This is a genomic window from Parabacteroides johnsonii DSM 18315 (genome assembly GCF_025151045.1).
GTDB classification, from domain to species: Bacteria; Bacteroidota; Bacteroidia; order Bacteroidales; family Tannerellaceae; genus Parabacteroides; species Parabacteroides johnsonii.
The window spans coordinates 1,524,905-1,547,933 of record NZ_CP102285.1; the positions used below are offsets into that span (position 1 = coordinate 1,524,905).

Sequence of the window (23,029 nt, forward strand, 5' to 3'; positions counted from 1 at the left end):
TTATAAAATCATTTTCTCGATGGGCAACACCAATATGCCTTCCGCTCCCAATGCCTTCAGTTTACCGATGATTTCCCAGAAATGCTTCTCTGCTATAACAGATTGGACAGACACCCAGTTCCCGTCGGCAAGCGGCGTAATAGTCGGGCTCTTCATACCCGGCAGCACTTCTATGATCTCGTCCATCTTGTCTTTCGGAGCGTTCAGCAATACATATTTCTTACCTTCCGCTACCTGGATCGCTTCGAAACGGAACAACAGTTCGTTCAGGATAGCCTGTTTTTCATCCGACAAATTATTATTGGCAATCAACAGGGCCTCGCTCTGCATGATGACTTCCACCTCTTTGAGCTGATTACTCACCAGTGTGCTGCCGGAGCTGACAATGTCGAAAATCGCATCCGCAAGACCGATACCCGGCGCAATTTCCACAGACCCACTGATTACATGGAGGTCTGCTTTCACCCCCTTTTCTGTCAGATAAGCCTTCAGTATTTCCGGATAGGAAGTTGCGATCGTCTTTCCGGAGAACCATTCTACCCCTTGGTAATCTTCATCTTTCGGGATGGCGAGTGAAAGACGGCATTTACTGAATCCCAAACGTTTGATCAGCTTGGCCTCCTGCCCTTTTTCTACATATTCGTTTTCGCCTACGATACCTATGTCGGCAACTCCATTGGCTACAGATTGTGGAATATCGTCATCGCGCAAGAATAAGACTTCTACCGGAAAACCTTTTGCCGACAACAGCAAAATACGTTTTCCCCTGTTTAGTTTAATACCGGCTTCTTCTAAGAGAAGCATTGTTTCATCGTAAAGACGACCTTTTGATTGTACTGCGATTCGTAACATGTTTATTTTGTTTATATATATTTTTTCCAAAAACAAAATAAGGCCCACCGTAAACGGCAAGCCTTATTCATTTATATCATATGTTCCTACATACCACACAGCCCACCGAACTATTGCCCGTTGTAATGATGATGGTGGAGATGCAGAACCGTACTTTTCATTTGTTATTATTTTTACGCTGCAAAGTTACAATAATAATTGAATTAGCAAATAAAACTTACAAAAGATTAGCTAATCGGGGTGATTTTTTTATCATGAGGCCAATTTTAACCCGATAATTCCGGTTATAATCAATAAAGCCGAAAGTATCCGGAGCAACCCTGCCGAATCATGGAAAAAGAAAATGCCGATCAACAATGTGCCAACGGCTCCAATTCCCGTCCATACGACATAAGCCGTCCCGATCGGAATAGTCTTTTGTCCCATATAAAGGAAATAACCGCTCAATGCCATCGAAATGACAGAGACACTCAAAAATAAAAAACGGTGTCCGGTTGCTTGCGCCAGTTTCATACCTAAAGGCCAGCCGATTTCAAACACACCTCCCAATAAAAGATAAATCCATCCCATGATATGTCTTTTTAATTCTTTATGATAATTAGTCGTGCAACCTATATAAATGATCCGCCTGCTGACGAACTTTATTTGAGAGCAGGACCGGATAGTCCGGGTGGGCGGCAAAGAAATCGTCCACTTCCTTCCGGGCTGCCAACGAAGTATGTCCGTTCAGTAAAGCCCGTACCCAATCACGCGGGAAAAAGATATCCCCCGTACGCTGTACTTCCTGCAAGGCTTCCAGTGCCGGACGGATATAACCGACCGCTTCTTTTTGGCGCAACTGGCAGTTCAGGTTCGACAAGGCAGCCGAAGCCCATGGTTCGACACGGCGGTTCCCGGCAACGAGCAGAGAGGCAAACACACTGTCACGTACTTCCTTTCGGGGAGAAACAGATGGCGAGATGAACGCATATTGCCGTTTACGGTCCGGGTTAGTGATCCGAGCTTGCTGGGTGGCTACAATTTCATCGGCTTTGTCAGGCATTTGGATAGCCAGATCGTACGACAAGCTGATATAATCATTTTCGCTCAACGAACATCCGGCTGGCTCTTTCCCGTCTTTCCAAAGTACGTACAGTCTTCTGACCGCTTCCGGCGAACGAGCTATAGAGCGATACTGGCGGAACGCCTGCAAACGTCGTTGAGGTTGCTCTGCCGTCATCACGATTCGCCAGAGTACCTGTTCCAGTTTCTCCGGGTTAGAGGGATATAGACGCTGACAATTGCCGATATATCCGAGTGCTGCCGAGAACAACAAAGAATTAGTTTCTCCCGGCAGATAATCCAACATGGCTTCCATATAAAGTTCCGCAGGAATCCTCCGGTTCAACAGGTTTTCATACAGGGTAATCAACAAGGAACCTCTCAACACTTCGTCCTTACAGAAAGGCAGGTAGGACAAACAAGCATTCGCGCTGTTTTCAAACAGACAGAAAAAGCCGTACCCTTTTCCGTCGGCATTGGGGATGACAAAAGTACCTTCGCCTGCCGGTCTTTTCAAATCCTTGAAACAGAACATAGCCTCTTTTTTAAAAGAAACTTGCACATCCTCTGTTTTCCCATCGGGATAAACAACCAGGAAAGACAAGTCCTGTTCCCAATGAAGACCACGCCTTAGCGGATCTTTCTGTGCAACCAACAATGTTTTACCTTCGGTTATGACTCCACTAATCTCCGGCATCCCCTTTTCATTTACCCAGACATGACTCCAAGCAGAGAGGTCGTCGTCCGTATATTTGTCCAGAATACCGATCAGTCCTTCCCAGGTAGCATTTCCGTAGGCATACGTTTTCAAGTATTCCTGAATCCCTTTCCTGAAAGACTCCTTCCCCATTTTCTTAATCAGCATTTCCAGGATAACCGGAGACTTGTCATAGATGATATTGCCGTACATCAATCCGGCATCCCGCATATTCTCCAGTTGTTGCTTTACCGGATTGGCACCGGCGGTACGGTCTTCGGAATAGGCTGCCGGGATATAATCGAGCATGAAGTTTAAGGAATGGTTCACCTCCGGAAACAGAGGCTCGATCATCTGGGAGGCATAATAATTGGCAAAAACCTCTTTTGTCCAGACATCATTGAACCATTCCATCGTCACGAAATCCCCGAACCACATATGCGAAGTCTCGTGCGCAATCAGGGAACTGCGTGCCAGACGTTCATTCAATGTCGGATTTTCGTTCAGGAACATCCGGCCGTCCGTATATAAGGTTGCTCCCGTATGTTCCATTCCGCCAAACTGGAATCCCGGCAAAATGATCAGGTCGTATTTGGCAAAGGGGTACGGTATCTGTGTATATTCCTCCTGCCATTCGAGTGCATCGAACACTTCGGATGCGATATCGGAGCACTGTGCTACTTTCTTCGGGTCGGTCTCACGATGGTAGATCGAAATGTTTCGTCCGTCACGCGAATAAGTTTCCCGTGTCAGCTTACCGGCGACAAAAGAGAAAAGATAGGTGCTGAGCGGCTCTGTCTCCCGGAAATAAACCCGTCTACGACCGGTGACGGAAGTCGAATCCACCTGCTCGATCGCCCCATTGGCGACAGCCTGCCAGGAAGACGGAACTTCCAACGACAGGGTGAAAAGCGATTTCATGTCCGGCTGGTCGAAACAAGGGAAGAGCGTACGCGCCCGGTCAGGAACCAGCAACGTATAGAGGAATTCGTCCCGACGGTTAAGCGACTGATCGTTTGCCGTAAATTCGATGGTCACGCGATTCTCTCCGTTTGTCACCTCTCTTGTATCGATCACGATATGCTCGTCCTTAACCGTATAAGGGACTTTCCTGCCATTCAACAAAACCGAGGCTACCTGTTCCGATTCCCCCCGGAAGTCTATGATAACCGGCTGTCTTTCGCGGATGGCAAGCGTTATATCCGCTTTGCCTGTGACGGCTTCTTCGCGGGATTCCGGGATGGAAAAAAAGAGGTTGTAACGTACCTCCTTGAAATGTTCTTTCCTGAACTGAGCCAATTCCCGGCTGACTCCCGGTTGCAACAGCGCAGCATCGGGTGCAGGACTACCGCAAGCACTCAAGAATGCGATAGAAGCTATACCAATGAAGTGTTTAAACATAACATAAATCATAACTCAAAAATCATAAATTCCCTCTATTCCCTCAAATACTCTGCTATGGACATGAAGTTCCGTTCCAACAGATACATTTGACTTGCCATAAAGGAGAAAAACTCTCCCCAATCCTGACGGCGGTGGAAGTCAATCCCGGATTTGGAGGTATAAATACGGGCGACCTGTTTTCCGGTATCACGCACAAAACAGATATCCCAGGTCAACCCCTCCGGAAAATCCGTTTCCAGCGTATCCTTATACCACGTCAGGCGCTCGAACATTTCCAACCGGGCTTCTTCGCCCCTATGGTTCACTTCGAGGATGACAAACGCCCCCTCTCTTGTTGCATCGAATTTGAGTTCAACCCCTTTCACTTTCGTATCATACAAAGTCCATATCTTCTTGCGTCCCCTCAGATACGGTTGTACTTCACAAAATGCGGCGAAACTTTCCCAAAATTCAAGTTTCAGGTTCTTGAGTTCGTCTTTACTATACATTAAATAATTTAGCAGCTATTTATAAATTTCTTTCTTTTTCACTTTTACTATCGTACCATATTCAGCCAGTTTCTTCATATCGATACGTTTCCGGTTTCCGGCAATCACGTAAACGACCGGACGGCCACAGATCTGCTCTTGATAAAAACGGGAAATATCCTCCATATCCATCGTTGCGATATCCCGTAGAAATTCTTCTGCCGGATCACGGTCGAAACCTTCCATTCGCGCACCCGCCACTTTCTCGGAAAGGCTACGGAAAGGCGGATAATCGTTATTGATACGGTTGGCCAACGACTGTTTGATCGCTTCTACCCTTTCCGGTTTCAACGGCATTTTCCGGATCAGCGAATCCAACACGCCCAACGCATCCAGCGTTTTGTCGCTCTGAGTGGACAGCATCGCCGTAAAAGATCCGGCAGTCCCCTTATGGGCATGGTTCGGCAACTGATAACGACCGCTTGTCCGGTATGCAAAAGAACGGAATTCCCTTATCTCTTGGAACATCAGCGACGACATATCGCCTCCAAAATAAACGGAGAACAGCCGGGAAGCATGGCGGGAAGCTTTGTCATCGACCGGATCGCCCTTGACATAGCTGTAAACGATACTCTGCGTCATGTCCGGCATATCGATAAAAAAGACTGTCGGCCTGTTGTATTGCTTCAATTCGCGGTAGTAGGGAGAATTGGAGGCTACGGTCGTCTGCTCCAATGGGATATGCTGGCGAATCGTCCCGATCACCTTCTCTACAGGCAATGTGCCGCAGTAGTGAAGGTCGCACTGTACACTTCGTACCTTATCGTAGACCGCTAACAGATCTTTTCCCTTCAATTTCTTGATCTGCGAGAGTGAAAGTTTACGCAGGTAACGGGACTGGTCGCCGTACTTCACCTGTTCTAACAAAGCTGATGCCACATTGTCGCCCGATTTGAAAAAGGCTTTCTCCGAGACTTTAGCATCGTCCACAATCTGACGTAGCTTCTTGTCGTCAGCCTTTGCATGGCGGATAAAGTCGCCCACAAGTTCCATCGTTTCGTCAATATGATTATCGAAACCAGTCACCTTCATGACAAAAGCATCGGGTGTCACATCGAAAGCAAGCGTGCTCCCGATCGATTGCAAACGGCTACGGAACTGCTCGAAAGGTAAAGACTCGGTTCCTAATAATTGCAGATAGTTGGTGAGCTGCATCAATTCCGGCTGTTCCAAAGCACCGATCCCGTAAGAGATGTTGAAGGTGAAAATATCGTTCAGCGGATTAGGAGTCGTGTACAACGTCACCAAAGGAGTCAACTTCGACGTCTTCACATCTTTCTCGAAATCGATGATACGAGGTGCCACTTGCTGTTCCGGTATCTTCTCCAACTGTTCGGCATAGGAAGACGAAGCGTCTGCATTCCGGGGAACAACCGGAGAGAAAGCCGGTTTCGGCAGATTGTCTTTCGGATATTTCCCCGTGCTCTTGGTTACACACAAATAGTTATTGCTGAAATATTTTTGGGCGACCTGCACGACATCCTCTTTCGTGATGGACTCGATCCGCGCCACTTCGTTCAGGTAATCGTTCCAATTCTTTCCCTGCGAAAACAGATTCATCATGACCGTCGCACGCGAGTCGATATTCTCCAATGCGGAAGCATATTGCCGTTTCTGTTCCAGTTTCAGGCTGTTGAACACTTCGTCACTGAAGTCTCCGTTCTTCACCCGGTTGATCTCGTTCCAGACCATCTTCTCGGCCGAACTATACGACTGGATCAACAACTTCGGCATAATGGCGACCGCCAAGATTCCCGCTTCATTCATACTCTCGTTGATGGCAAGAGCTCCCATCAGCTTATGCTCCACCATCAGTTTGTCCAGATAGCCCGTACCGTTGGCATTGTTCAGCAGATTGACCGCTATATTCAAAGCAACCTGGTCCTCATGGTTGGCTGAAACACCCCGGAAACCGAGTCCCATCGCTTTTATAAAGGGGATCGGGAACTTCACCTTCATTTTCTCCCGTCCGTTGAACGGCGGGAGCATCACCTTTTCCGGTTTTGGAACATTGCCCGAACGAATGCGTGAAAAAGTCTTTTCCAAAACGGGCATAACTTGCTGTGTATCGAAATCACCGCTAAGGATCAGTGCCATATTGGGGGCTACATAATAGTCCTCGAAAAACTTGCGCATCTCCGTCAGCCGTGGATTCTTGAGATTCTTCGTGCTACCGATAATCGGATAAGCATACGGATGCGGGCCGAAATAGCGGGCCATCAACGTGTCCATCACCTGGCCACCGATGAAATCACCGTACATGTTCTTCTCCTCATAAACCGTTTCCAGTTCGCTTTGGAAAAGACGGAATACAGGGTTAATCAGGCGCTCGCTGTTGATCTCTGCCCATTGAACCATATATTGCGGAGAAAACGTATTGAAATAGATCGTGGCATCGTATGAGGTCGCCGCATTCAGACCGGAACCGCCGAACCGGCTGATGAGCCGGTTGAACTCGTTGGGAATGACATATTCGGAAGAGCGGATGCTCAGTTCGTTGATCTCCTTTTGCAGACGGGCACGTGCAGCAGTATCCTCCGTCATGGCCAGTTCGTCATATTTCATGGCGATGGAATCCAGCAGGACTTTCTCCGACTCGTAATCGAGTGTCCCGATACGGTCTGTTCCCTTAAACATCATATGCTCGAAATAGTGGGCGATACCTGTATCCGGACAATCTTTCGCTCCTGCTTTCACGACAACGGCGCCGAAAACTTTCGGTTGGCTGTGATCCTCGTTCAGCCAAACAGTCAGTCCGTTTTCCAGTCTATATTCTTTTACTTTGAGAGCGTTCAAGTCCTCTGCTTGCGATTGATAAGAACAACATGCGAATACCATCATCACTACTTTTAATTTCACGGTCATGTTACAGATTTGTAATATTAGCGTCAAAGGTAAAAAAATTAATCAGATATTTATGATTGATACGATAAACCAAACGAATATTTAATTGTTATCCAAATAAAAGCCAATACAATATGATAAACTTAGGTAGTTGGATGAACGGCATCCTGATCAGTTGGGGTGTAGACCCTAAAATTGCAAATACTTTTGACGAAATGATTATTGCAGCATTGCTGGTCATACTGGCGATCGGACTGGACTACCTGTGCCAGGCGATCTTTGTCGGCAGTATGAAAAAACTGGCACAACATACGCATTATCAATGGGATTCGTTGCTTCTCAAACGTAAAGTCGTCCACCACTTAGTCCATACGATACCGGGGATCTTAGTCTATGCTCTCTTGCCTTTGGCGTTTATACGAGGGAAAGGCTTATTGCTGTTGTCTCAGAAAATATGTGCCGTGTATATCGTGTTCGCTTTGCTATTGGCGATAAACGGTTTTATTTTAGTGTTCTTGGATATGTATAATATGCGGCAGGTGAACAAGAACCGTCCGATCAAAGGGTTCATGCAGGTGCTTCAGGTCCTGCTGTTCTTTATCGGCGGGATCGTCATTATAGCCATCCTGATCGGGAAGTCACCTGCCAGCCTGTTTGCCGGATTGGGCGCTTCGGCGGCGATCCTGATGTTAGTATTCAAAGATACGATTTTGGGATTCGTGGCCGGCATACAGCTTTCTGCCAACGATATGCTACGACCGGGCGACTGGATCACGGTTCCCGGCTCGAACGCGAACGGTATCGTACAGGAGATCACGCTGAATACAGTCAAGATACAGAATTTCGATAATACCATTTCCACCATCCCGCCTTATACGCTGGTAAACGCTTCGTTCCAGAACTGGCGGGGAATGGTCGAATCGGGTGGCCGTCGCGTGATGAAATCCATCTTTCTCGACCTCAATACCATCAAGTTCTGTACGCCGGATATGCTCGACACGTTCCGCAAAGAGATTCCTTTGCTTGCCGACTACCAGCCGGACGAAGGCGTGACACCTACCAATTCGCAGATGTTCCGTGTCTATGTGGAGAAATACCTGACAAGCCTCCCGGTTGTTAATACGGACCTCGATTTGATCATCAGCCAGTTGCAATCGACTGAATATGGCGTACCGATCCAGATCTATTTTTTCTCCCGCAATAAAGTATGGAAAGAATACGAGCGCATCCAGTCGGATATCTTCGACCATTTCTTCGCAATGGTTCCCAAGTTCCAATTGAAGGTGTATCAGTACTCGGAGTAAGGACGATAAAAAAACAGACCTTATTGTCAAATTAATAAAAATACCCATTGGTCCAAATCGAAACACACAGGCATGAAAATCGATTTTCATACCCGTGAAAATAGAAATTCCCGCAAGGGTAATATTTTTTAACAAACTTGTTTTTTGGTAATCGGCTATATCTCAGAATGATGACCTTTTTATCGCTTTTTATGGGGAATATTGTATTTTTATTAGTTAGTTTTGTATACAAATTCAAGGTTATCACAAGTAGACTCGATTAATCATTAAAGATATGCATGCAATACAAGAATGGATTAACGATCGTCTGATCGAATGGGGTATAATCAGTAGTTCTGCAAATGAACTGGACAACACGATCGTCCTGCTGCTGATCATTGTAGTAACGATCGGTATCGACTACGCTTGCCGTTATATCTTCCTGAATATGTTTAAGCGACTTGCGAAGAGAACCCGCAACCAGTGGGATGACTTGATCGTCGAGCGTAAGATTATCAACAAGTTGATGCATATGATCCCCGCCATCTTGGTATATGTGCTGCTACCGCTGGCCTTCCCGGTCGATGAGACGCCTAAGATATTGGGGATCTTGCAAATAATATGCAAAATTTATATCATTGCCGTTTCGCTTCGTTTTATCAATGCCGCCCTGAATGTCGTACATGAAATATACAACCGGAAGGAATCGCTCAAGAACAAGCCCCTGAAAGGTTTCATCCAACTATTACAGGTTGCTGTCTTCTTTATCGGTTTTATACTGATCATCAGTATTCTGATCGGTAAATCTCCGACGACGCTGTTCGCCGGACTGGGTGCATCTGCCGCAATCCTGATGCTGGTGTTCAAAGATACGATCTTGGGATTCGTGGCCGGCATACAGCTTTCCGCCAACGATATGTTGCGGCCGGGCGACTGGATCACGATGGATAAGTATGGGGCGAACGGAACGGTTATCGAAGTCACGCTGAACGCAGTCAAAGTCAAAAATTTCGACAATACGATTACGACGATTCCCCCTTACGCCCTGGTGAGTGATGCTTTCCAAAACTGGCGTGGGATGTCGGAATCTCCCGGACGGCGGATCAAGCGTTCTATCAATATTGATATGAACAGCGTGAGTTTCTGCACACCGGAGATGTTGGCTAAATTCCGCAAAATATCCTTACTAACAGATTATATCGACGAGAAAGAAAAGGAATTGAACGCTTATAACAAGAAGCATCAGATCGACGGCTCCATCCGCGTAAACGGTCGGCGGCAAACGAATATCGGCGTGTTTCGTGCCTACTTGGTCAATTATCTCAGAAGCCTTCCGGAGGTCAGCAAGGAACTGACTTGCATGGTCCGCCAGTTGCAACCGACGGAAACCGGTATTCCGATCGAACTCTATTTTTTCTCTTCCGTGAAAGACTGGGTGCCCTACGAAGGCATTCAATCTGACGTATTCGACCATGTATTGGCCGTAATCCCGGAATTCGGACTCAGCGTCTTCCAGAATGTCTCCGGTAGCGATTTGAGGGGGCTGAAAATAATGAGATAACAAAAAAGCGTCGCCCGCCATAGGGTAACGCTTTTTGTTTATCTGAGTAATTGCAGTGACAATACCACATTTTGCAGAACGGACCTGAATGGAAAAATACTAAACAAGTTTGGTAAATCGTTTTTTCAACTCACGTTTTAAATATAAATATTGTAACCATGATAAAGTACGCAAGAATAGTACTAACAATAGAATAGCTAACAAAATATAACGTACAAGAGGATTTGTCATATAAAACTCTTCACCTAAAATTTCTTCCCAGTTTTTTACCTGAAATAATGATATATCTAAATCTGAATGCATATTCTTTACCGTCATCTTATATAATTACAATTTAGTCTTAACACTACAAAAATAACAGACATAATAAAGATATTACATACAAATATTAATAAATTACTTGTATATTCTGACAATAATATTGATGAAATATAAATATATAAAATGTTATTTATGCTTATAATTAGCATTTTAGACATATTATTATATATGTAATTGAGATTATTTATCAATCTTATTCTATAAAAATACTTCAATATCTTTGGATTATCAAAAGATATTGCTGACACATAATAGCTATTGTTTTTAGCTTAAAAAGATTGAATCGTTGAAAGTGCTGATTTTGCCAAAAACAAAAATGTTTCTATCTTCGCTCTCAATAAGAAAAGTAGTATGCTTAAATTTAAGAAGGATTCCCTGAAGTAAATAACCTCTGAATACTCTGTTTCAAGGTTATCCCATAGTTTTTTGGCATATTTTGCCATAGTTATTTTATCTCTATGAATCATTAATATTTAGACATCATGAGTAACGAAAATAAATCGATTCACGAATTCGACTTCAATTTAATTTGTGAATATTTCTCCAGCGTTGAACGGCAAGGTCCCGGTAGTCCGGAAGTGACTCTTAAAGCTCTTGATTTTATTGAAAATCTATCCGTTCAATCCCGCATTGCCGATCTTGGTTGTGGCACAGGAACCCAAACAATTACTTTGGCTCGGCATACACCCGGACAAATTGTGGGTTTGGATCTATTTCCCGATTTTATCAGTATTTTCGAGCAGAATATTCAAAAACTCGATCTCCAAGACCGGGTGAAAGGAATAGTTGGCTCTATGGACAATCTCCCATTCGGAAAAGAAGAGTTCGATTTGATATGGTCGGAAGGAGCTATTTACAATATCGGTTTTCAGCATGGACTGCATACATGGAGGGAATATCTGAGAAAAGGCGGTTATGTTGCCGTTTCCGAAGTTTCTTGGTTCACCAACAAACGTCCTGCGGAAATTAATGACTTCTGGCTGGATGCTTATCCGGAAATAGATACTATCTGCAAATTCAACTTAGAAGTGCAACTTCGCAGTGTGTTTCCCATGAAAAAACCACTGCGGGTTTGCCCCAGCGGCAGGGGTGCATAGCCCCTGAGAGCGTAGAATCAATTAGCAATACAATAAAAAAGGAGACCGAAGTCTCCTTAGGATTAATTATTTTTGTATTGTTATGAAGTATAAACAATTAACCCGTGAGCAAAGATATGCAATATCTTTGGGACTAAAAGAAGGTAAGACCCAAAAAGCGATAGCTCTTCAAATAGGAGTGTCGGCCAGTACGGTAAGTCGTGAGCTCAGACGCAATAAAAGTCATCGTGTTTATAGTTATAGCCTTGCGGATGAGATGTCGCGCGAACGGCGTGAACGTCTCCCCGGCAATCGTAAAATTCCTAGCGCCATAGAAAAAGAGGCGTTGCGTTTGTTGGTAGAAGAAGATTGGTCTCCCATGCAAATATCCGGTTATTTGAAGAGGAAAGGGTATAAGATCTCCCATGAGACCCTCTATAGACGTATACGTGCGGACTTTAGTGGTGAGCTTGCTTCCCATTGTCGTCACAAGATGAAGTATCGTCGGCATATATCCCGTCTTTGTCCTACAAAAGTCACGAACATCCCCAACCGCACGAGTATCCGCGAACGCCCTTTGGAAGCGGATGGCACCCGCTTCGGCGACTGGGAGATGGATCTTATCGTTGGCAAGGGGGGCAAAGGGGCGATCCTTACCTTAACCGAGAGGTCAAGCAACTTATTGCTGATGGAAAAGCTGCCCGATGGCAAGAAGGCAGCTTCCCTGCCGAGAGTGGTGAACCGTCTTCTGTTCCCTTATAGGGGCAAAGGCGTTAGGACCATAACGACGGATAATGGCGGCGAGTTTGCCTGCCATGAACTCATAGAGAAAAAGTTAAGAGCTACCGTCTATTTTACGGACAGTTATTGCTCTTGGCAAAAAGGGGCTATAGAGAATGCCAATAAGCTGGTTAGGCAGTACATCCCAAAAGGCACTGATTTTAATACGGTGAGCGACCGTTTCGTCATGGAGATACAGAAGAAGATCAACTGTAGGCCTCGGGAAAAGCTGGGCTTCAGAAGCCCCAAAGAGTATTTTTTCGAGAAATGGGAGCAACAAAAACGGGTGGTATAAATACCACCCGTACAAAAAGCCTTACTAATCATAGCCTGGCTTTGGTCAATAATTCTTTTTGTTTTTGCTGTCAAGGTTTCGGTTTCTTTTCATAGTTAGGGTTTTGATATGCACAAATGTAAACGATTATTTTAAAGTTTGCAAATCTTTATTGATTTTTCTTTTAATAATGACGATTTTTGGATGAATTTCATTTTTATGACTATAATTGCACTTGCTTGTTGACTCTACCAATAGATACTATCCCCAACAAAGTTGCCCAAATGCAAAAAGCCGGCTATATTCCTGTAGCCAGTTTTATTCTACCAGAAAATTGTTGGACGGAACATTTTTATGCTCCACAAGTAGAAATTCAAGATAATTTCCTGAAAAAATATGCAGGCAATAAAGTTGCCGAAGACTTTATTGCCAACCAACGCCACGAGACTCAATTATATTATAAATACAAAGAGTTTTACGGTTATGTATTTTACATCGGAAAGAAAATCTAACTATTGCTAACGGAAAGTTCATTGGAGATTATTTCGAAATTCCCAATTCGAAATAATCCTGAGGGGAAAAATCGTATCTTAGTGGCAGTAAAAAAATAAAAGAGATGAGTTACGATCAATTTCTTCGTTTTATCTTTCCGGAGGGAATGTTTGATTATTTTGAGTTGTCTGATTTCAAAGAAAAGTCGGATAGGGTAGAAATATACTTTGAAGAGAAGAATATACACCCCCAAGAATATGCAACCAATAACTTGGAAAGCAAGGGCTTTTATGAACAAGTCAGGATGCAGGATTATCCGATGCGTGGGCGTAGCTGCCTGTTGTTTATCAAAAAACGAAGATGGTTCAATCACAGTACTGGCAAATATGTAAGCCGCAATTGGAAATTAGTAGCAGAAGGAACGCAAATAACGACTGAATTTGCGTCTTTTTTAAAAGCATTGGATCGACTCTCGCGCTCTTAGCATTAGTCTTTTGGCGGATCATTACGGAATGGAAGCCAAACTGTTGGAGTCCCAATATAAGAATCATCTGAGTCATTTCAGAAATTAGGAGCAACGTGCCCATGCCGAAGAATGGATGCTCTTCGAGAAAAACATTGGACCCTACGTCGGGATGGACGAAACGGCACTGTCGTCGGGAGAACTGTATACAATCCTGATTAACAAAGAGGCCAAAGGAAGAAAAGGCACTATCATCGCCATGATCAAAGGGACATCCGTAGAAAAGGTATCCCAAGTTATACTCAAACTTTCCCGTCGCAGGCGGTTTCAAGTTCGGGAAATAACATTGGACATGGCACCCAATATGGCCCGGATAACCCGTCTCTGTTTCCCGGCTGCCAAGCTGGTTATCGACCGTTTTCATGTTCAAAAGTTAGCTTTTGAAGCCGTTCAGGAAATGCGGATAAAGGCACGATGGGAAGCCTTGGATAAAGAAATGGTCGAGATCACATACGCTAAAGCATCAGGACAGCCTTTTGTTACTGAAACATTTGAGAATGGGGACAGTCGAAAACAGCTGTTGGCCAGAAGCCGCTATCTTTTGTTCAAAAAAACTGAACTGTGGTCGGAGAGCCAAAGAAAAAGAGCTAAAATCCTTTTCCGGGAATATCCCGATATCAAGAAGGCCTATTACTTAAGCATGAGGTTAGGGTTGATATATCATCAGGCACAATCGGCAGATATTGCCTTGACGCGTTTGGCACATTGGTATGATCAGGTGGACAAATCCGGTTTCCTGTCTTTTGGCACTGTCGCCAGAACCATACAAACACATTACTTGAATATTGTTGGCTTTTTTAAAAGACGCTCCACCAATGCCGCGAGTGAGTCCTTCAATTCTAAAATCAAAGCTTTTAGAGCACAGCTAAGAGGCGTGAGGGATATTGCTTTTTTCTTATTCAGACTCACCAATATTTATGCATAATTAATTCTCTATGAATATAGGTATCTCCTTATACGTACATAACCGAGCTAATGCAACATAACTATTAAAAAAGCGTGTCCCTCTAATATAGAGGCAACACGCTCTTTCTTATAGTTAAGGTTTGGGTTATTATATTTCTTGTCGTTATATACTGTTACAAAAAAAGCTTGACCTGAAAGTTGTCAAGCTATACCCATTGCACAGTCAAGGCTCCTTTGTTTTTGTTCACTCTATACCTATAATCTCTCTGAAAATGAGTGACAGCGCGAAGGAACGCTTTTATTTTGTACAAAACAAATTTATCTGGAATTATTTTTACACTATCGGGGATTATAATAAATACTTAAATACTATCAGGAGGCTTATAGGAAGATGCAATAGATACTTTAGGAGATGATTATATTTTAATCCCTCAGGATTTCGGTATGATCCATGATCCCCGATTTCGGATGATCCACAAAATTTGACATAAAAAAAGAGTCTATACAACCGTATAGACTCTTTTTTTATGTCGGGGTACCAGGATTCGAACCTGGGACCCCCTGCTCCCAAAGCAGGTGCGCTAACCGGACTGCGCTACACCCCGTTTTTACAATCTCTTTATTTCCGATTGCGGTGCAAAGGTAGGTATTTATTTTTAACTACCAAATATTTCATTGTTTTTTTTATTTGCGTACATTCGCATCAGTTTAGGAGATCATTACAACAATATGTATACCCCCTTTATTAACTTTCAGAATGAACATATTGCAAACCAATCTGTTATATATCAAATGATGAAACAAAATTTAAATAATAAAGAAATATGACAATCGCTTATATACGTACATATTCAAATAAACAACAAACAGAGAGTCAGAAAAATGCAATCGAACAATTTGCAAAAGCAAAAAAAATTGAGATTGACAAGTGGCTGAAAGATGCTAAAAATTCTCCCAAAGGGAAAAACCGGCTCGAAGACGTGATAAAGAATTTGCAGGAAGGCGATATTCTTATCGTTGCCGATGTCACTCGGCTCAGCAGGAAACTGATGGAGATAATGCATTTGATTTTGTTGTGTATTGAAAAGAAAGTGACGCTTTATTGTATCAAGGAAGGCTATTCGTTTGAAGATGACGTGGACAGCAAGACGTTGGCATTCACATTCGGGCTTGTTTCCGAAATAGAAAGCAAACTTATTTCCGCCCGTACGAAAGAAGCACTGACTGCCAGTAAGAACAAAGGAACAAAGTTAGGACGTCCTTTGGGAAGTCCCAAAACCGAATTTCTCCTTTCCCAGAAAAATCAGATCGAAAGAGAACTGAAAGAAGAAAATGCGACATATGCCGAATTAGCCGATTATTATAAGGTCTCTTTAAGTGGTTTTAAGCGCTTCATCCGGGAAAATATACCGAACCTGCCTTCAAGAAGGAAAAAGAAAAACGATACCGAATAAATATAAAAAGAGCGGTGCGAACCCGAAATTTATAAATTTTCCGGAAGTACCGCTCTTTCTAAATAGACAATCTGATTTTTATTTCAAGGCATCGAGTACCTGCGACATCATTGTCCAGATGCTATTTTCATCTTGGGCCGTATAGATATTTCCATCGATCTCAGATTTGTTGTCTGTTGCCTTTCCCCCTTGGATAGCTGGCTTTGCAAGCGGATGGACAGCCACCATCTTTCCATTGATGGCACCTGCCATATCGAACAGCATTGCTCCGGCACAATGACCGATCATAATTTTTTCCTTCTGTCCGAACGCTGCAATAACAGCCATCAGGTCCTGGTTGTACGATTCTCCTGCATGTTGAGCAAATTGAGGTATAGCATCTCCGCATGAGAATACCATCGCATCGAAGTCATCTTCATGCCCTTTCAAATTTGCAATGACATCATCTACGACCAAAGTAATACCGGAGTTCGTACGAATCTCTTTCGAATTGCTGACAGCAAACACTTTATAAGAAATACCATTTTCAAAAAATGCCTCCAGATACTGAAACAATCCACATCCGTTTACCGGATTCACTGCCAAAACTGCTACTTTCTTTGCCATGATAATAATAATTTTAGTGATACAATAGTTCTTTTTAGTAAGTTTATTACCTTTGTGCAGCAAAGATAAGTAGTCTGATTCGGTAAAACAAGAACGCACCTATGAATAAGCTACTTACACGAGTGTAACTATTGTTGAGACACAAGACACTACTAAAACAAAAAAAATGAAAAATTTTCATCCGACAGGAAATTGTCCAATCCGGGACATCTTGTGCAGGCTCGGTGACAAATGGTCGATGCTTGTTATGATCACGCTAAACACAAATGGAACGATGCGCTTCAGCGACATCCAAAAAACAATTTCTGACATTTCACAGCGTATGCTGACTGTCACGCTCAGGACATTGGAAACCGACGGGCTTGTTTCGAGAACAGTCTATGCCGAAGTCCCGCCCAGAGTTGAATACCAACTTACGGAAACCGGTCAAACACTGATGCCACATATAGAAAATCTTGTCGGTTGGGCATTGGAACATATGACGGTTATTTTCGAAAGCCGGGAAAAGGCAGGGCAATTATAAGGATAGTCAAAATCTTTTGCGCAAAGTATTTTACGATGTATTTTATCTCTATCTTTGCGCAAAAATTAAAATATTAATCATCTTGGCAAGAAATAAGAAGCAGTTGCCTTTATTGGAAAAGGTAACAATAACAGACGTAGCCGCAGAAGGAAAGGCTATCGCACGAGTGAACGACATGGTGATATTCGTACCTTTTGTCGCCCCCGGAGATGTCATCGACATACAGCTGACACGTAAGAAACATAGTTATGCGGAGGGAAAAGCAGTATATTTTCATGAATATTCACCCCTGCGTGCTGTGCCATTCTGCGAACATTTCGGCGTGTGCGGTGGCTGTAAATGGCAGCATCTCCCCTATGAGGAGCAGATTCGTTACAAACATAAACAAGTAATCGACAACTTGACGCGCATCGGTAAGATCAAGATGGAAGAAGTTCTTCCGATCAAAGGGTCCAAACACACGACTTTCTATCGCAACAAGCTCGAATTCACGTTCTCCAACAAGAAGTGGCTGACGGAAGAAGAGGTGAAAACCGGAGCCAAGTTCGATTGCATGAATGCAGTCGGTTTCCATATTCCGGGGATGTTCGACAAGGTCCTCGACATTCACAAATGTTGGTTGCAAAACGACATATCGAACCGCATCCGTCTGGCGGTCAAAGAATATTGTCTGACACACGAAGGTTATCCGTTCTTTGACCTTCGCAATCAAGAAGGATTGGTGCGCACATTGATGATCCGCACAGCTTCGACAGGCGATCTGATGGTGGTATTAGTGTTCTTCTACGAAGATGTGGAACGCCGTGAAGCGCTTCTCTCTCATATCGCCGAGCAGTTCCCTGAGATCACTTCGCTGATGTATGTCATCAATGGAAAATGCAATGACACGATCACCGACCAGGATGTTCTTGTGTTCCGCGGAAAAGATCATATCATCGAAGAGATGGAAGGGCTTCAGTTCAAAGTCGGTCCGAAATCATTCTACCAGACTAATAGTGGACAGGCTTACGAACTGTACAAAGTTGCCCGTGAGTTCGCCGGACTGACCGGAAATGAAATGGTTTACGACTTGTACACCGGAACCGGCACAATCGCCAATTTCGTCTCCCGCCAGGCAAAGAAAGTGATCGGCATCGAATATGTACCCGAAGCAATCGAAGATGCCAAAGTCAACTCTGCACTAAACAAGATCGAAAATACATTGTTCTACGCCGGTGACATGAAGGACATTCTAACACAGGATTTCATCAACCAACACGGCCGCCCGGATGTTATTATCACAGATCCACCTCGTGCCGGTATGCATGACGATGTGATCAACACGATCCTCTTTGCCGAGCCGGAACGTATCGTTTATGTAAGCTGTAATCCGGCAACACAGGCACGCGATCTGAGCTTGCTCTCTGTGAAATATGCCGTCAAGAAGGTGCAGCCGGTAGACATGTTCCCGCATACGCATCACGTGGAGAATGTTGTTCTTTTGGAAAAATTAAAGAATTAAATAGCTAATGAAAAAGGTCATCCTCTTGTTTTTTGTGACGTTGTTGTTGTCCGGCTGCAATCGTACGAGGCAGGAACAAGGACAGGAGGATGACGATGTGACAATCGACCTGCCACAACTGAAAGCACAAGGCGAAATAACCGCTGTCACGCTATACAGCTCGACTTCCTATTTTCAGTATAAAATGCAACCGATGGGGTATGAATACGAACTGATCAAGGATTTCGCCCGCTCGGAAGGACTGAAACTGAATATCAAGGTCGCAGAAAGCCCAACGAAGTTGATCGAGATGCTGGAAGCAGGCGAAGCAGATGTAGTCGCCTACCCGATCCAGATCAGCAACCGTTTGAAAGATAAGCTGATCTATTGCGGACAGGAGGAACAAGACTGCCAAGTATTGATCCAGCGGGCCAACAAGGGCGACAAAATAATCACCGACGTGACGGAACTGCTCGGAAAAGACGTTTATGTAAAACCAGGGACCAAATACTTCGAACGGCTGAAAAACCTCGATGTCGAACTGGGTGGCGGTATCCGGATTCATGAAGCGGATGCCGACACGGTAACGACAGAGGACCTGATCGGCATGGTCTCGCAAGGAGAAATCCCTTACACCGTAAGCGACGAGAATATAGCTCGCCTGAACAAAACTTATTTCTGGAACCTGAACGTTTCTCTGAAGATCAGTTTTATGCAACGTTCCTCATGGGTCGTACGCAAAAGCAGTCCTGAACTGGCTAAGGCGATCGATGCCTGGGCATCCGACAAGGCGGGAACGCATGTCTACAAGGCTTTGACGAAACGTTATTTCGAATTGAGCAAACAACCCATCACCGCCGAACTGCCGGAAGTCAGGAACGGCCATGTTTCACCTTACGATGAACTCTTCCGCAAACATGCCAAAAATATCGGATGGGATTGGCAGTTGCTTGCCTCGATCGGTTATCAGGAGTCCCGCTTCAATCCAAACGTAGTCTCATGGGCCGGAGCAGAAGGGCTGATGGGGATCATGCCGAATACAGCTAAGGCTTTGGGTGTGACGCCTCATGAACTGAAAGACCCCGACACTGGTATCCGTACAGGTGTGGATTGCCTGCGCCGCTTCCGCCAGGGATTTGGGAAAGTGACCGATCCGGTCGAAAAGATCAAGTTCACACTGGCAGCCTACAATGCTGGGATCGGGCATATTTACGACGCGCAACGGCTGGCTGAGAAATATGGCAAAAATCCATATGTTTGGGATGACAATGTGGCCGAATATATCCGGCTGAAAAACGATCCGGAATACTACAACGATCCGGTTTGTAAACACGGTTACCTGCGTGGTTCGGAAACTTTCAACTATGTTCGCGAAGTGATGGAGCGTTACAACTACTACTTGACAAAAACAGGTCAAAAAGGTTAAGGTCTGATATTCTCTTTGATCATCTCTTTTACCAACAGCATCACTTTCGGATAACTAAGCGGGATGCCATCCAAAATCTCTTTTATCTCACTCGTACTAATAGAGAATACGGTTTTTACTGCCTGATATTCAAAACATATATTAATATCTGGATTGCCGGTGATCAGCATGGCAACCGTTCCCGGAAGATCACCCCAAGGCGGGCAGTCGATATGGTTGGAACAGAAAGAGGCTGTCACCACCGTTCCCTTTCCCGGCTGGGATGTTATGGACACAGCTCCGCCGGTCTGCTCTGCATTCTGGATCAGGAAGGGGATGCCAAGTCCAACTTTACGGGTCGTGCGGGTGGTGTAGAACGGATTTGTGACACGGGCAATAGTCCCGGCATCCATTCCCAAACCGTTGTCCGCAATACGGATCGTGATTCTGAGATCCCGTTCTTCTATGAACAAACCTATTTCCGAAGCTTTTGCCCGGATGCTGTTTGTCATGACATCGGTGATATGGAAAGATAGATTATTCATGCCGTTACAATCATATGACCGTTTTCCTTCCGGAAAGCCATCGCCAAATGCTGGAAATCGAGTGCATCGGCTTTCAACAAGGAATATTTAGTACCGATCTGTCCGGGATAATGAGCATCGGAAGCACGGTAGACCGTATACTGTTTCAAATAATCATGTGCTGCCATCAGCTTCTCAAAACGGACAGCGTCATTGAACTCGATTGCATCCAAAGGTAGGGAAGGGTCGATGAATCCTAACTGGCTGATCAGGCTGAACGAAGGGCGTTCGACATGCGCCGCAATAAATAACCCACCCGATTGTCTGACGACAGCAGCGATTTGGCCGACACTCCTGTCAAGAGCGGAAATCAGCAGATAAGGAACCTCCCCCACGATCTCGTTCCGGCCGTTCACCCAGACCTGGTCACCAAAACGTTCGGGGTCGTTCGGGACAGTCGGCAGATGCTCTTCCAGATATTTCTGAAAAGCGGCACGAGCCTGGTCATCAGAAAAAAGGGCAACACAGTGCGCCTCTTCGCGTGTCGTCACCTCTGCACCGGCAAAGACCACCAGTCCGTACTCTTCGCCTAAAGCCTGGATTTCGGGACATTGCAACGTGCTGTTATGATCCGTGACGGCAATCGCATCCAGTCCCTGTTCAAGGGCTGTTTCCACAATCTGCCGCGGACTCATCTCCAAGCTTCCGCAAGGCGAAAGACAAGTGTGCAGGTGCAAGTCTACCCGGAACTCTTTCATGCCTGTTGCAAAAGGTGATATATTTTTCCCGTTGCCTCGAATGCGGAAAGCTGCGTTCCGAGCAAAGGCACGTTTTCTTCTTTTCCTTTATCAAGCGTCTCCTCGTCCGGCGAAGCCCCGTTAACGATCAGGACGGCGGCTGCATCTTTCAGGGTGGCGACAGCTAAAATATTCTGGTGCGTCTGCATCGTAATCCACAACATCCCTTCGTCAATATGTCCCATTACATCACTCAACAGGTCGCTGGTATAACCGCCGGAAATCTCCGCGTCCAACCCTGCCTCCCCGCAAAAAACGGTTAAGTTCAATTCTTTTACCAAATCACTGACCTTCATATTTAGCTCCTTTCTTATAACAATCTTTATTCAACCGGTCTTTTCCCCACGTCTTCTCGATCAGGCGGAAAGCATGCTCCTTATCCAATTTCCCATGTTTTTCCATATTACGCTGCATAAAAACACAATCGCTGAACTGCGCTTCATGGCGGACGATATCTTCTGCCAACGTCTGGCAATTGGGCGAACCGCAGGCCCCGCAGTCGATACCGGGCAAGTGACACATCAACTTGCGCACCTGCTCCATCTTTTTCAGGACTTCTTCGATACTTCCTTCGTATCGCAGCTTCGGGTTGGGCTGAAGCGGACGAATGGTGATGTGCTGCTTCAGATAGGACAACGCTTCCAAGCGGTCGGAATAGATCAGCGGAGCCTTATCACGCTTCATCGAACGCTTCATTACCCGCTCGGCAGTAAGGAAACGGTTAGCAACAGCCAGCACACCGCCCGCGCAGCTCCGGTCACAGGCACGCAGTTCCAGGAAATCCACATTGCGGACTTCGGTTGTCGATTCCATCCGTTCCAAAAACTCAATGACATTGTGTATCTCATCGATCGCCAGGCAACGGCCGGAAAAATGCTTGGCTTCTCCTCCGGTCTGGCTCCAACGCATCTCCTTTTTGGTTAGGGACGGTGGGAGAATACATTTGGGTTTATAATCCTTCGGACGGTTTTTCAGGATATAGTATACCTTATTATATAATGTATCCATATTGATCACGCCCTTGATCGTAGACGAATAGCCTTCCGCACCTTTCAAGGCCGCGATTTTGGCTGCACAAGGCGTCACATAAAAGATACCGATTTCTTCGAACGAGAAACCGTCTTCTTCCAGCATTTTATGATAATAGGTAGCTGTTGCATTAACCGGCGATTTCACCAATAGGATATTATCGACCAAAGCCGGAAAGCGCACCTGTATCAGCCGGACGATAGCCGGACAGAACGAACTAATAACAGGCTTTTCCTCCGCTTGTTCCATCTGTCGCAGCATCTCGCGGTGGATCATATCTGCCGTAAACTCGACCTGAAACACATGGGTGAACCCCAGTTCGTATAGTGCACTGAAAATCTCCTCCTCCGTCGTGTATTTGGAAAACTGCCCGATAAAGACCGTCGGAACCAGCACGACACGCGCCTTATAGTCGAAGATTTTCTGGAAGTCGTCCTGCTCCACATAGATAGCTTCCGCCGGGCAGGCTTTCAGACATTCGCCACAGTCCACACACCAACCTTTGCGGATGGAAGCTTTCCCTTCGCGAATGCGGATCGCACCGGTCGGGCACTTTGTCATACAATGGGTACAGCCGACACAACGGTCATTATCTATTTTCAATGCGTGGTAAAACTTCGTTTCTTCCAT

18 protein-coding genes, 1 tRNA gene and 3 pseudogenes are annotated in these 23,029 nt (G+C 45.0%); 11 read left to right on the plus strand and 11 right to left on the minus strand.

Annotated features, from left to right (window positions below; genetic code table 11):
• From hisG to NQ564_RS06340, 5 genes are all read right to left on the minus strand, one after another.
• Complete coding sequence (gene hisG, locus NQ564_RS06320) at positions 1-852, minus strand: ATP phosphoribosyltransferase (protein WP_039848104.1); 852 nt, start codon at positions 850-852, stop codon at positions 1-3.
• A gap of 252 nt (positions 853-1,104) precedes the next feature.
• Positions 1,105-1,422 carry a DMT family transporter gene (locus NQ564_RS06325; RefSeq protein ID WP_008147999.1) on the minus strand — a complete coding sequence of 106 codons (318 nt, stop codon included), beginning with the start codon at positions 1,420-1,422 and terminating at the stop codon, positions 1,105-1,107.
• A gap of 28 nt (positions 1,423-1,450) precedes the next feature.
• Positions 1,451-4,003 carry a M1 family metallopeptidase gene (locus NQ564_RS06330; protein WP_008147997.1) on the minus strand — a complete coding sequence of 851 codons (2,553 nt, stop codon included), beginning with the start codon at positions 4,001-4,003 and terminating at the stop codon, positions 1,451-1,453.
• 23 nt (positions 4,004-4,026) lie between these two features.
• The gene (locus NQ564_RS06335) at positions 4,027-4,482 is read right to left on the minus strand and encodes a DUF4268 domain-containing protein (protein ID WP_005643292.1); all 456 of its coding nucleotides are present in this window, start codon (positions 4,480-4,482) and stop codon (positions 4,027-4,029) included.
• A 15-nt stretch (positions 4,483-4,497) separates the two neighbouring features.
• On the minus strand, positions 4,498-7,386 hold the full coding sequence (locus NQ564_RS06340) for a M16 family metallopeptidase (protein WP_370758854.1): 2,889 nt from the start codon (positions 7,384-7,386) through the stop codon (positions 4,498-4,500).
• A gap of 113 nt (positions 7,387-7,499) precedes the next feature.
• Here NQ564_RS06340 and NQ564_RS06345 point away from each other — a divergent pair, with 113 nt between their 5' ends.
• The 7 genes and pseudogenes from NQ564_RS06345 (at position 7,500) to NQ564_RS06375 (ending at position 14,600) form a co-directional block, all read left to right on the plus strand.
• Positions 7,500-8,669, plus strand: a complete 1,170-nt coding sequence (locus NQ564_RS06345) for a mechanosensitive ion channel family protein (protein ID WP_008147988.1) — start codon at positions 7,500-7,502, stop codon at positions 8,667-8,669.
• A 274-nt stretch (positions 8,670-8,943) separates the two neighbouring features.
• Positions 8,944-10,209 (plus strand): mechanosensitive ion channel family protein, encoded by a 1,266-nt coding sequence (locus NQ564_RS06350; protein ID WP_008157735.1) that lies wholly within the window; start codon positions 8,944-8,946, stop codon positions 10,207-10,209.
• Positions 10,210-11,012: 803 nt separating this feature from the next.
• Positions 11,013-11,585, plus strand: a pseudogene (locus NQ564_RS06355) (class I SAM-dependent methyltransferase); the annotation flags it as partial.
• A 124-nt stretch (positions 11,586-11,709) separates the two neighbouring features.
• Positions 11,710-12,681, plus strand: coding sequence for an IS30 family transposase (locus tag NQ564_RS06360; RefSeq protein WP_227963233.1), 972 nt, complete (start codon positions 11,710-11,712; stop codon positions 12,679-12,681).
• Between the two features lie 233 nt (positions 12,682-12,914).
• Positions 12,915-13,172: pseudogene (locus NQ564_RS06365) on the plus strand (SAM-dependent methyltransferase); the annotation flags it as partial.
• Positions 13,173-13,276: 104 nt separating this feature from the next.
• Positions 13,277-13,636, plus strand: a complete 360-nt coding sequence (locus NQ564_RS06370; RefSeq protein WP_129649905.1) for an ISAon1 family transposase N-terminal region protein — start codon at positions 13,277-13,279, stop codon at positions 13,634-13,636.
• Between the two features lie 28 nt (positions 13,637-13,664).
• Positions 13,665-14,600 (plus strand): annotated as a pseudogene (locus NQ564_RS06375) (ISAon1 family transposase).
• A gap of 511 nt (positions 14,601-15,111) precedes the next feature.
• Here the strand turns inward: NQ564_RS06375 and NQ564_RS06380 are convergent.
• A tRNA-Pro gene (locus NQ564_RS06380) sits at positions 15,112-15,186 on the minus strand.
• A 219-nt stretch (positions 15,187-15,405) separates the two neighbouring features.
• Between NQ564_RS06380 and NQ564_RS06385 the strand changes: the two genes are divergently transcribed.
• Positions 15,406-16,035 (plus strand): recombinase family protein, encoded by a 630-nt coding sequence (locus tag NQ564_RS06385; RefSeq protein WP_008149716.1) that lies wholly within the window; start codon positions 15,406-15,408, stop codon positions 16,033-16,035.
• Between the two features lie 78 nt (positions 16,036-16,113).
• Here the strand turns inward: NQ564_RS06385 and NQ564_RS06390 are convergent, their stop codons facing one another.
• Positions 16,114-16,641 carry a DJ-1/PfpI family protein gene (locus NQ564_RS06390; protein WP_021862019.1) on the minus strand — a complete coding sequence of 176 codons (528 nt, stop codon included), beginning with the start codon at positions 16,639-16,641 and terminating at the stop codon, positions 16,114-16,116.
• Between the two features lie 166 nt (positions 16,642-16,807).
• Between NQ564_RS06390 and NQ564_RS06395 the strand changes: the two genes are divergently transcribed.
• The 3 genes from NQ564_RS06395 (at position 16,808) to NQ564_RS06405 (ending at position 20,070) form a co-directional block, all read left to right on the plus strand.
• The gene (locus tag NQ564_RS06395) at positions 16,808-17,164 is read left to right on the plus strand and encodes a winged helix-turn-helix transcriptional regulator (RefSeq protein WP_008149712.1); all 357 of its coding nucleotides are present in this window, start codon (positions 16,808-16,810) and stop codon (positions 17,162-17,164) included.
• A gap of 82 nt (positions 17,165-17,246) precedes the next feature.
• Positions 17,247-18,665, plus strand: coding sequence for a 23S rRNA (uracil(1939)-C(5))-methyltransferase RlmD (gene rlmD, locus NQ564_RS06400; RefSeq protein WP_087375452.1), 1,419 nt, complete (start codon positions 17,247-17,249; stop codon positions 18,663-18,665).
• A 7-nt stretch (positions 18,666-18,672) separates the two neighbouring features.
• Positions 18,673-20,070: an MltF family protein gene (locus NQ564_RS06405; RefSeq protein WP_008149708.1), complete on the plus strand. Its 1,398-nt coding sequence runs from the start codon at positions 18,673-18,675 to the stop codon at positions 20,068-20,070.
• On the opposite strand, the gene NQ564_RS06410 is transcribed toward NQ564_RS06405, so the two are convergent.
• Genes NQ564_RS06410 through NQ564_RS06425 form a run of 4 tightly spaced genes read right to left on the minus strand, consistent with a single transcriptional unit; the run spans position 20,067 to position 23,029 of the window.
• The gene (locus tag NQ564_RS06410; RefSeq protein WP_008149706.1) at positions 20,067-20,594 is read right to left on the minus strand and encodes an ATP-binding protein; all 528 of its coding nucleotides are present in this window, start codon (positions 20,592-20,594) and stop codon (positions 20,067-20,069) included. The two genes, NQ564_RS06405 and NQ564_RS06410, sit on opposite strands and share 4 nt — an antisense overlap.
• Entirely contained in the window at positions 20,591-21,331 is a 741-nt protein-coding gene (locus NQ564_RS06415) for a PHP domain-containing protein (protein WP_008149704.1), read from the minus strand. Before NQ564_RS06415 ends, NQ564_RS06410 begins: the two co-directional genes overlap by 4 nt.
• Complete coding sequence (locus NQ564_RS06420; RefSeq protein WP_008149703.1) at positions 21,328-21,666, minus strand: DRTGG domain-containing protein; 339 nt, start codon at positions 21,664-21,666, stop codon at positions 21,328-21,330. Before NQ564_RS06420 ends, NQ564_RS06415 begins: the two co-directional genes overlap by 4 nt.
• Positions 21,653-23,029: a [Fe-Fe] hydrogenase large subunit C-terminal domain-containing protein gene (locus tag NQ564_RS06425; protein ID WP_008149701.1), complete on the minus strand. Its 1,377-nt coding sequence runs from the start codon at positions 23,027-23,029 to the stop codon at positions 21,653-21,655. The genes NQ564_RS06420 and NQ564_RS06425 overlap by 14 nt, the downstream gene beginning before the upstream one ends.

Coding starts and splice junctions, on each gene's coding strand:
- hisG (WP_039848104.1), bottom strand. CDS start 852: ATGTTACGAATCGCAGTACAATCAAAAGGTCGTCTTTACGATGAAACA.
- NQ564_RS06325 (WP_008147999.1), bottom strand. CDS start 1,422: ATGGGATGGATTTATCTTTTATTGGGAGGTGTGTTTGAAATCGGCTGG.
- NQ564_RS06330 (WP_008147997.1), bottom strand. CDS start 4,003: ATGATTTATGTTATGTTTAAACACTTCATTGGTATAGCTTCTATCGCA.
- NQ564_RS06335 (WP_005643292.1), bottom strand. CDS start 4,482: ATGTATAGTAAAGACGAACTCAAGAACCTGAAACTTGAATTTTGGGAA.
- NQ564_RS06340 (WP_370758854.1), bottom strand. CDS start 7,386: ATGACCGTGAAATTAAAAGTAGTGATGATGGTATTCGCATGTTGTTCT.
- NQ564_RS06345 (WP_008147988.1), top strand. CDS start 7,500: ATGATAAACTTAGGTAGTTGGATGAACGGCATCCTGATCAGTTGGGGT.
- NQ564_RS06350 (WP_008157735.1), top strand. CDS start 8,944: ATGCATGCAATACAAGAATGGATTAACGATCGTCTGATCGAATGGGGT.
- NQ564_RS06360 (WP_227963233.1), top strand. CDS start 11,710: ATGAAGTATAAACAATTAACCCGTGAGCAAAGATATGCAATATCTTTG.
- NQ564_RS06370 (WP_129649905.1), top strand. CDS start 13,277: ATGAGTTACGATCAATTTCTTCGTTTTATCTTTCCGGAGGGAATGTTT.
- NQ564_RS06385 (WP_008149716.1), top strand. CDS start 15,406: ATGACAATCGCTTATATACGTACATATTCAAATAAACAACAAACAGAG.
- NQ564_RS06390 (WP_021862019.1), bottom strand. CDS start 16,641: ATGGCAAAGAAAGTAGCAGTTTTGGCAGTGAATCCGGTAAACGGATGT.
- NQ564_RS06395 (WP_008149712.1), top strand. CDS start 16,808: ATGAAAAATTTTCATCCGACAGGAAATTGTCCAATCCGGGACATCTTG.
- NQ564_RS06405 (WP_008149708.1), top strand. CDS start 18,673: ATGAAAAAGGTCATCCTCTTGTTTTTTGTGACGTTGTTGTTGTCCGGC.
- NQ564_RS06410 (WP_008149706.1), bottom strand. CDS start 20,594: ATGAATAATCTATCTTTCCATATCACCGATGTCATGACAAACAGCATC.
- NQ564_RS06415 (WP_008149704.1), bottom strand. CDS start 21,331: ATGAAAGAGTTCCGGGTAGACTTGCACCTGCACACTTGTCTTTCGCCT.
- NQ564_RS06420 (WP_008149703.1), bottom strand. CDS start 21,666: ATGAAGGTCAGTGATTTGGTAAAAGAATTGAACTTAACCGTTTTTTGC.
- NQ564_RS06425 (WP_008149701.1), bottom strand. CDS start 23,029: ATGGAAGAAACGAAGTTTTACCACGCATTGAAAATAGATAATGACCGT.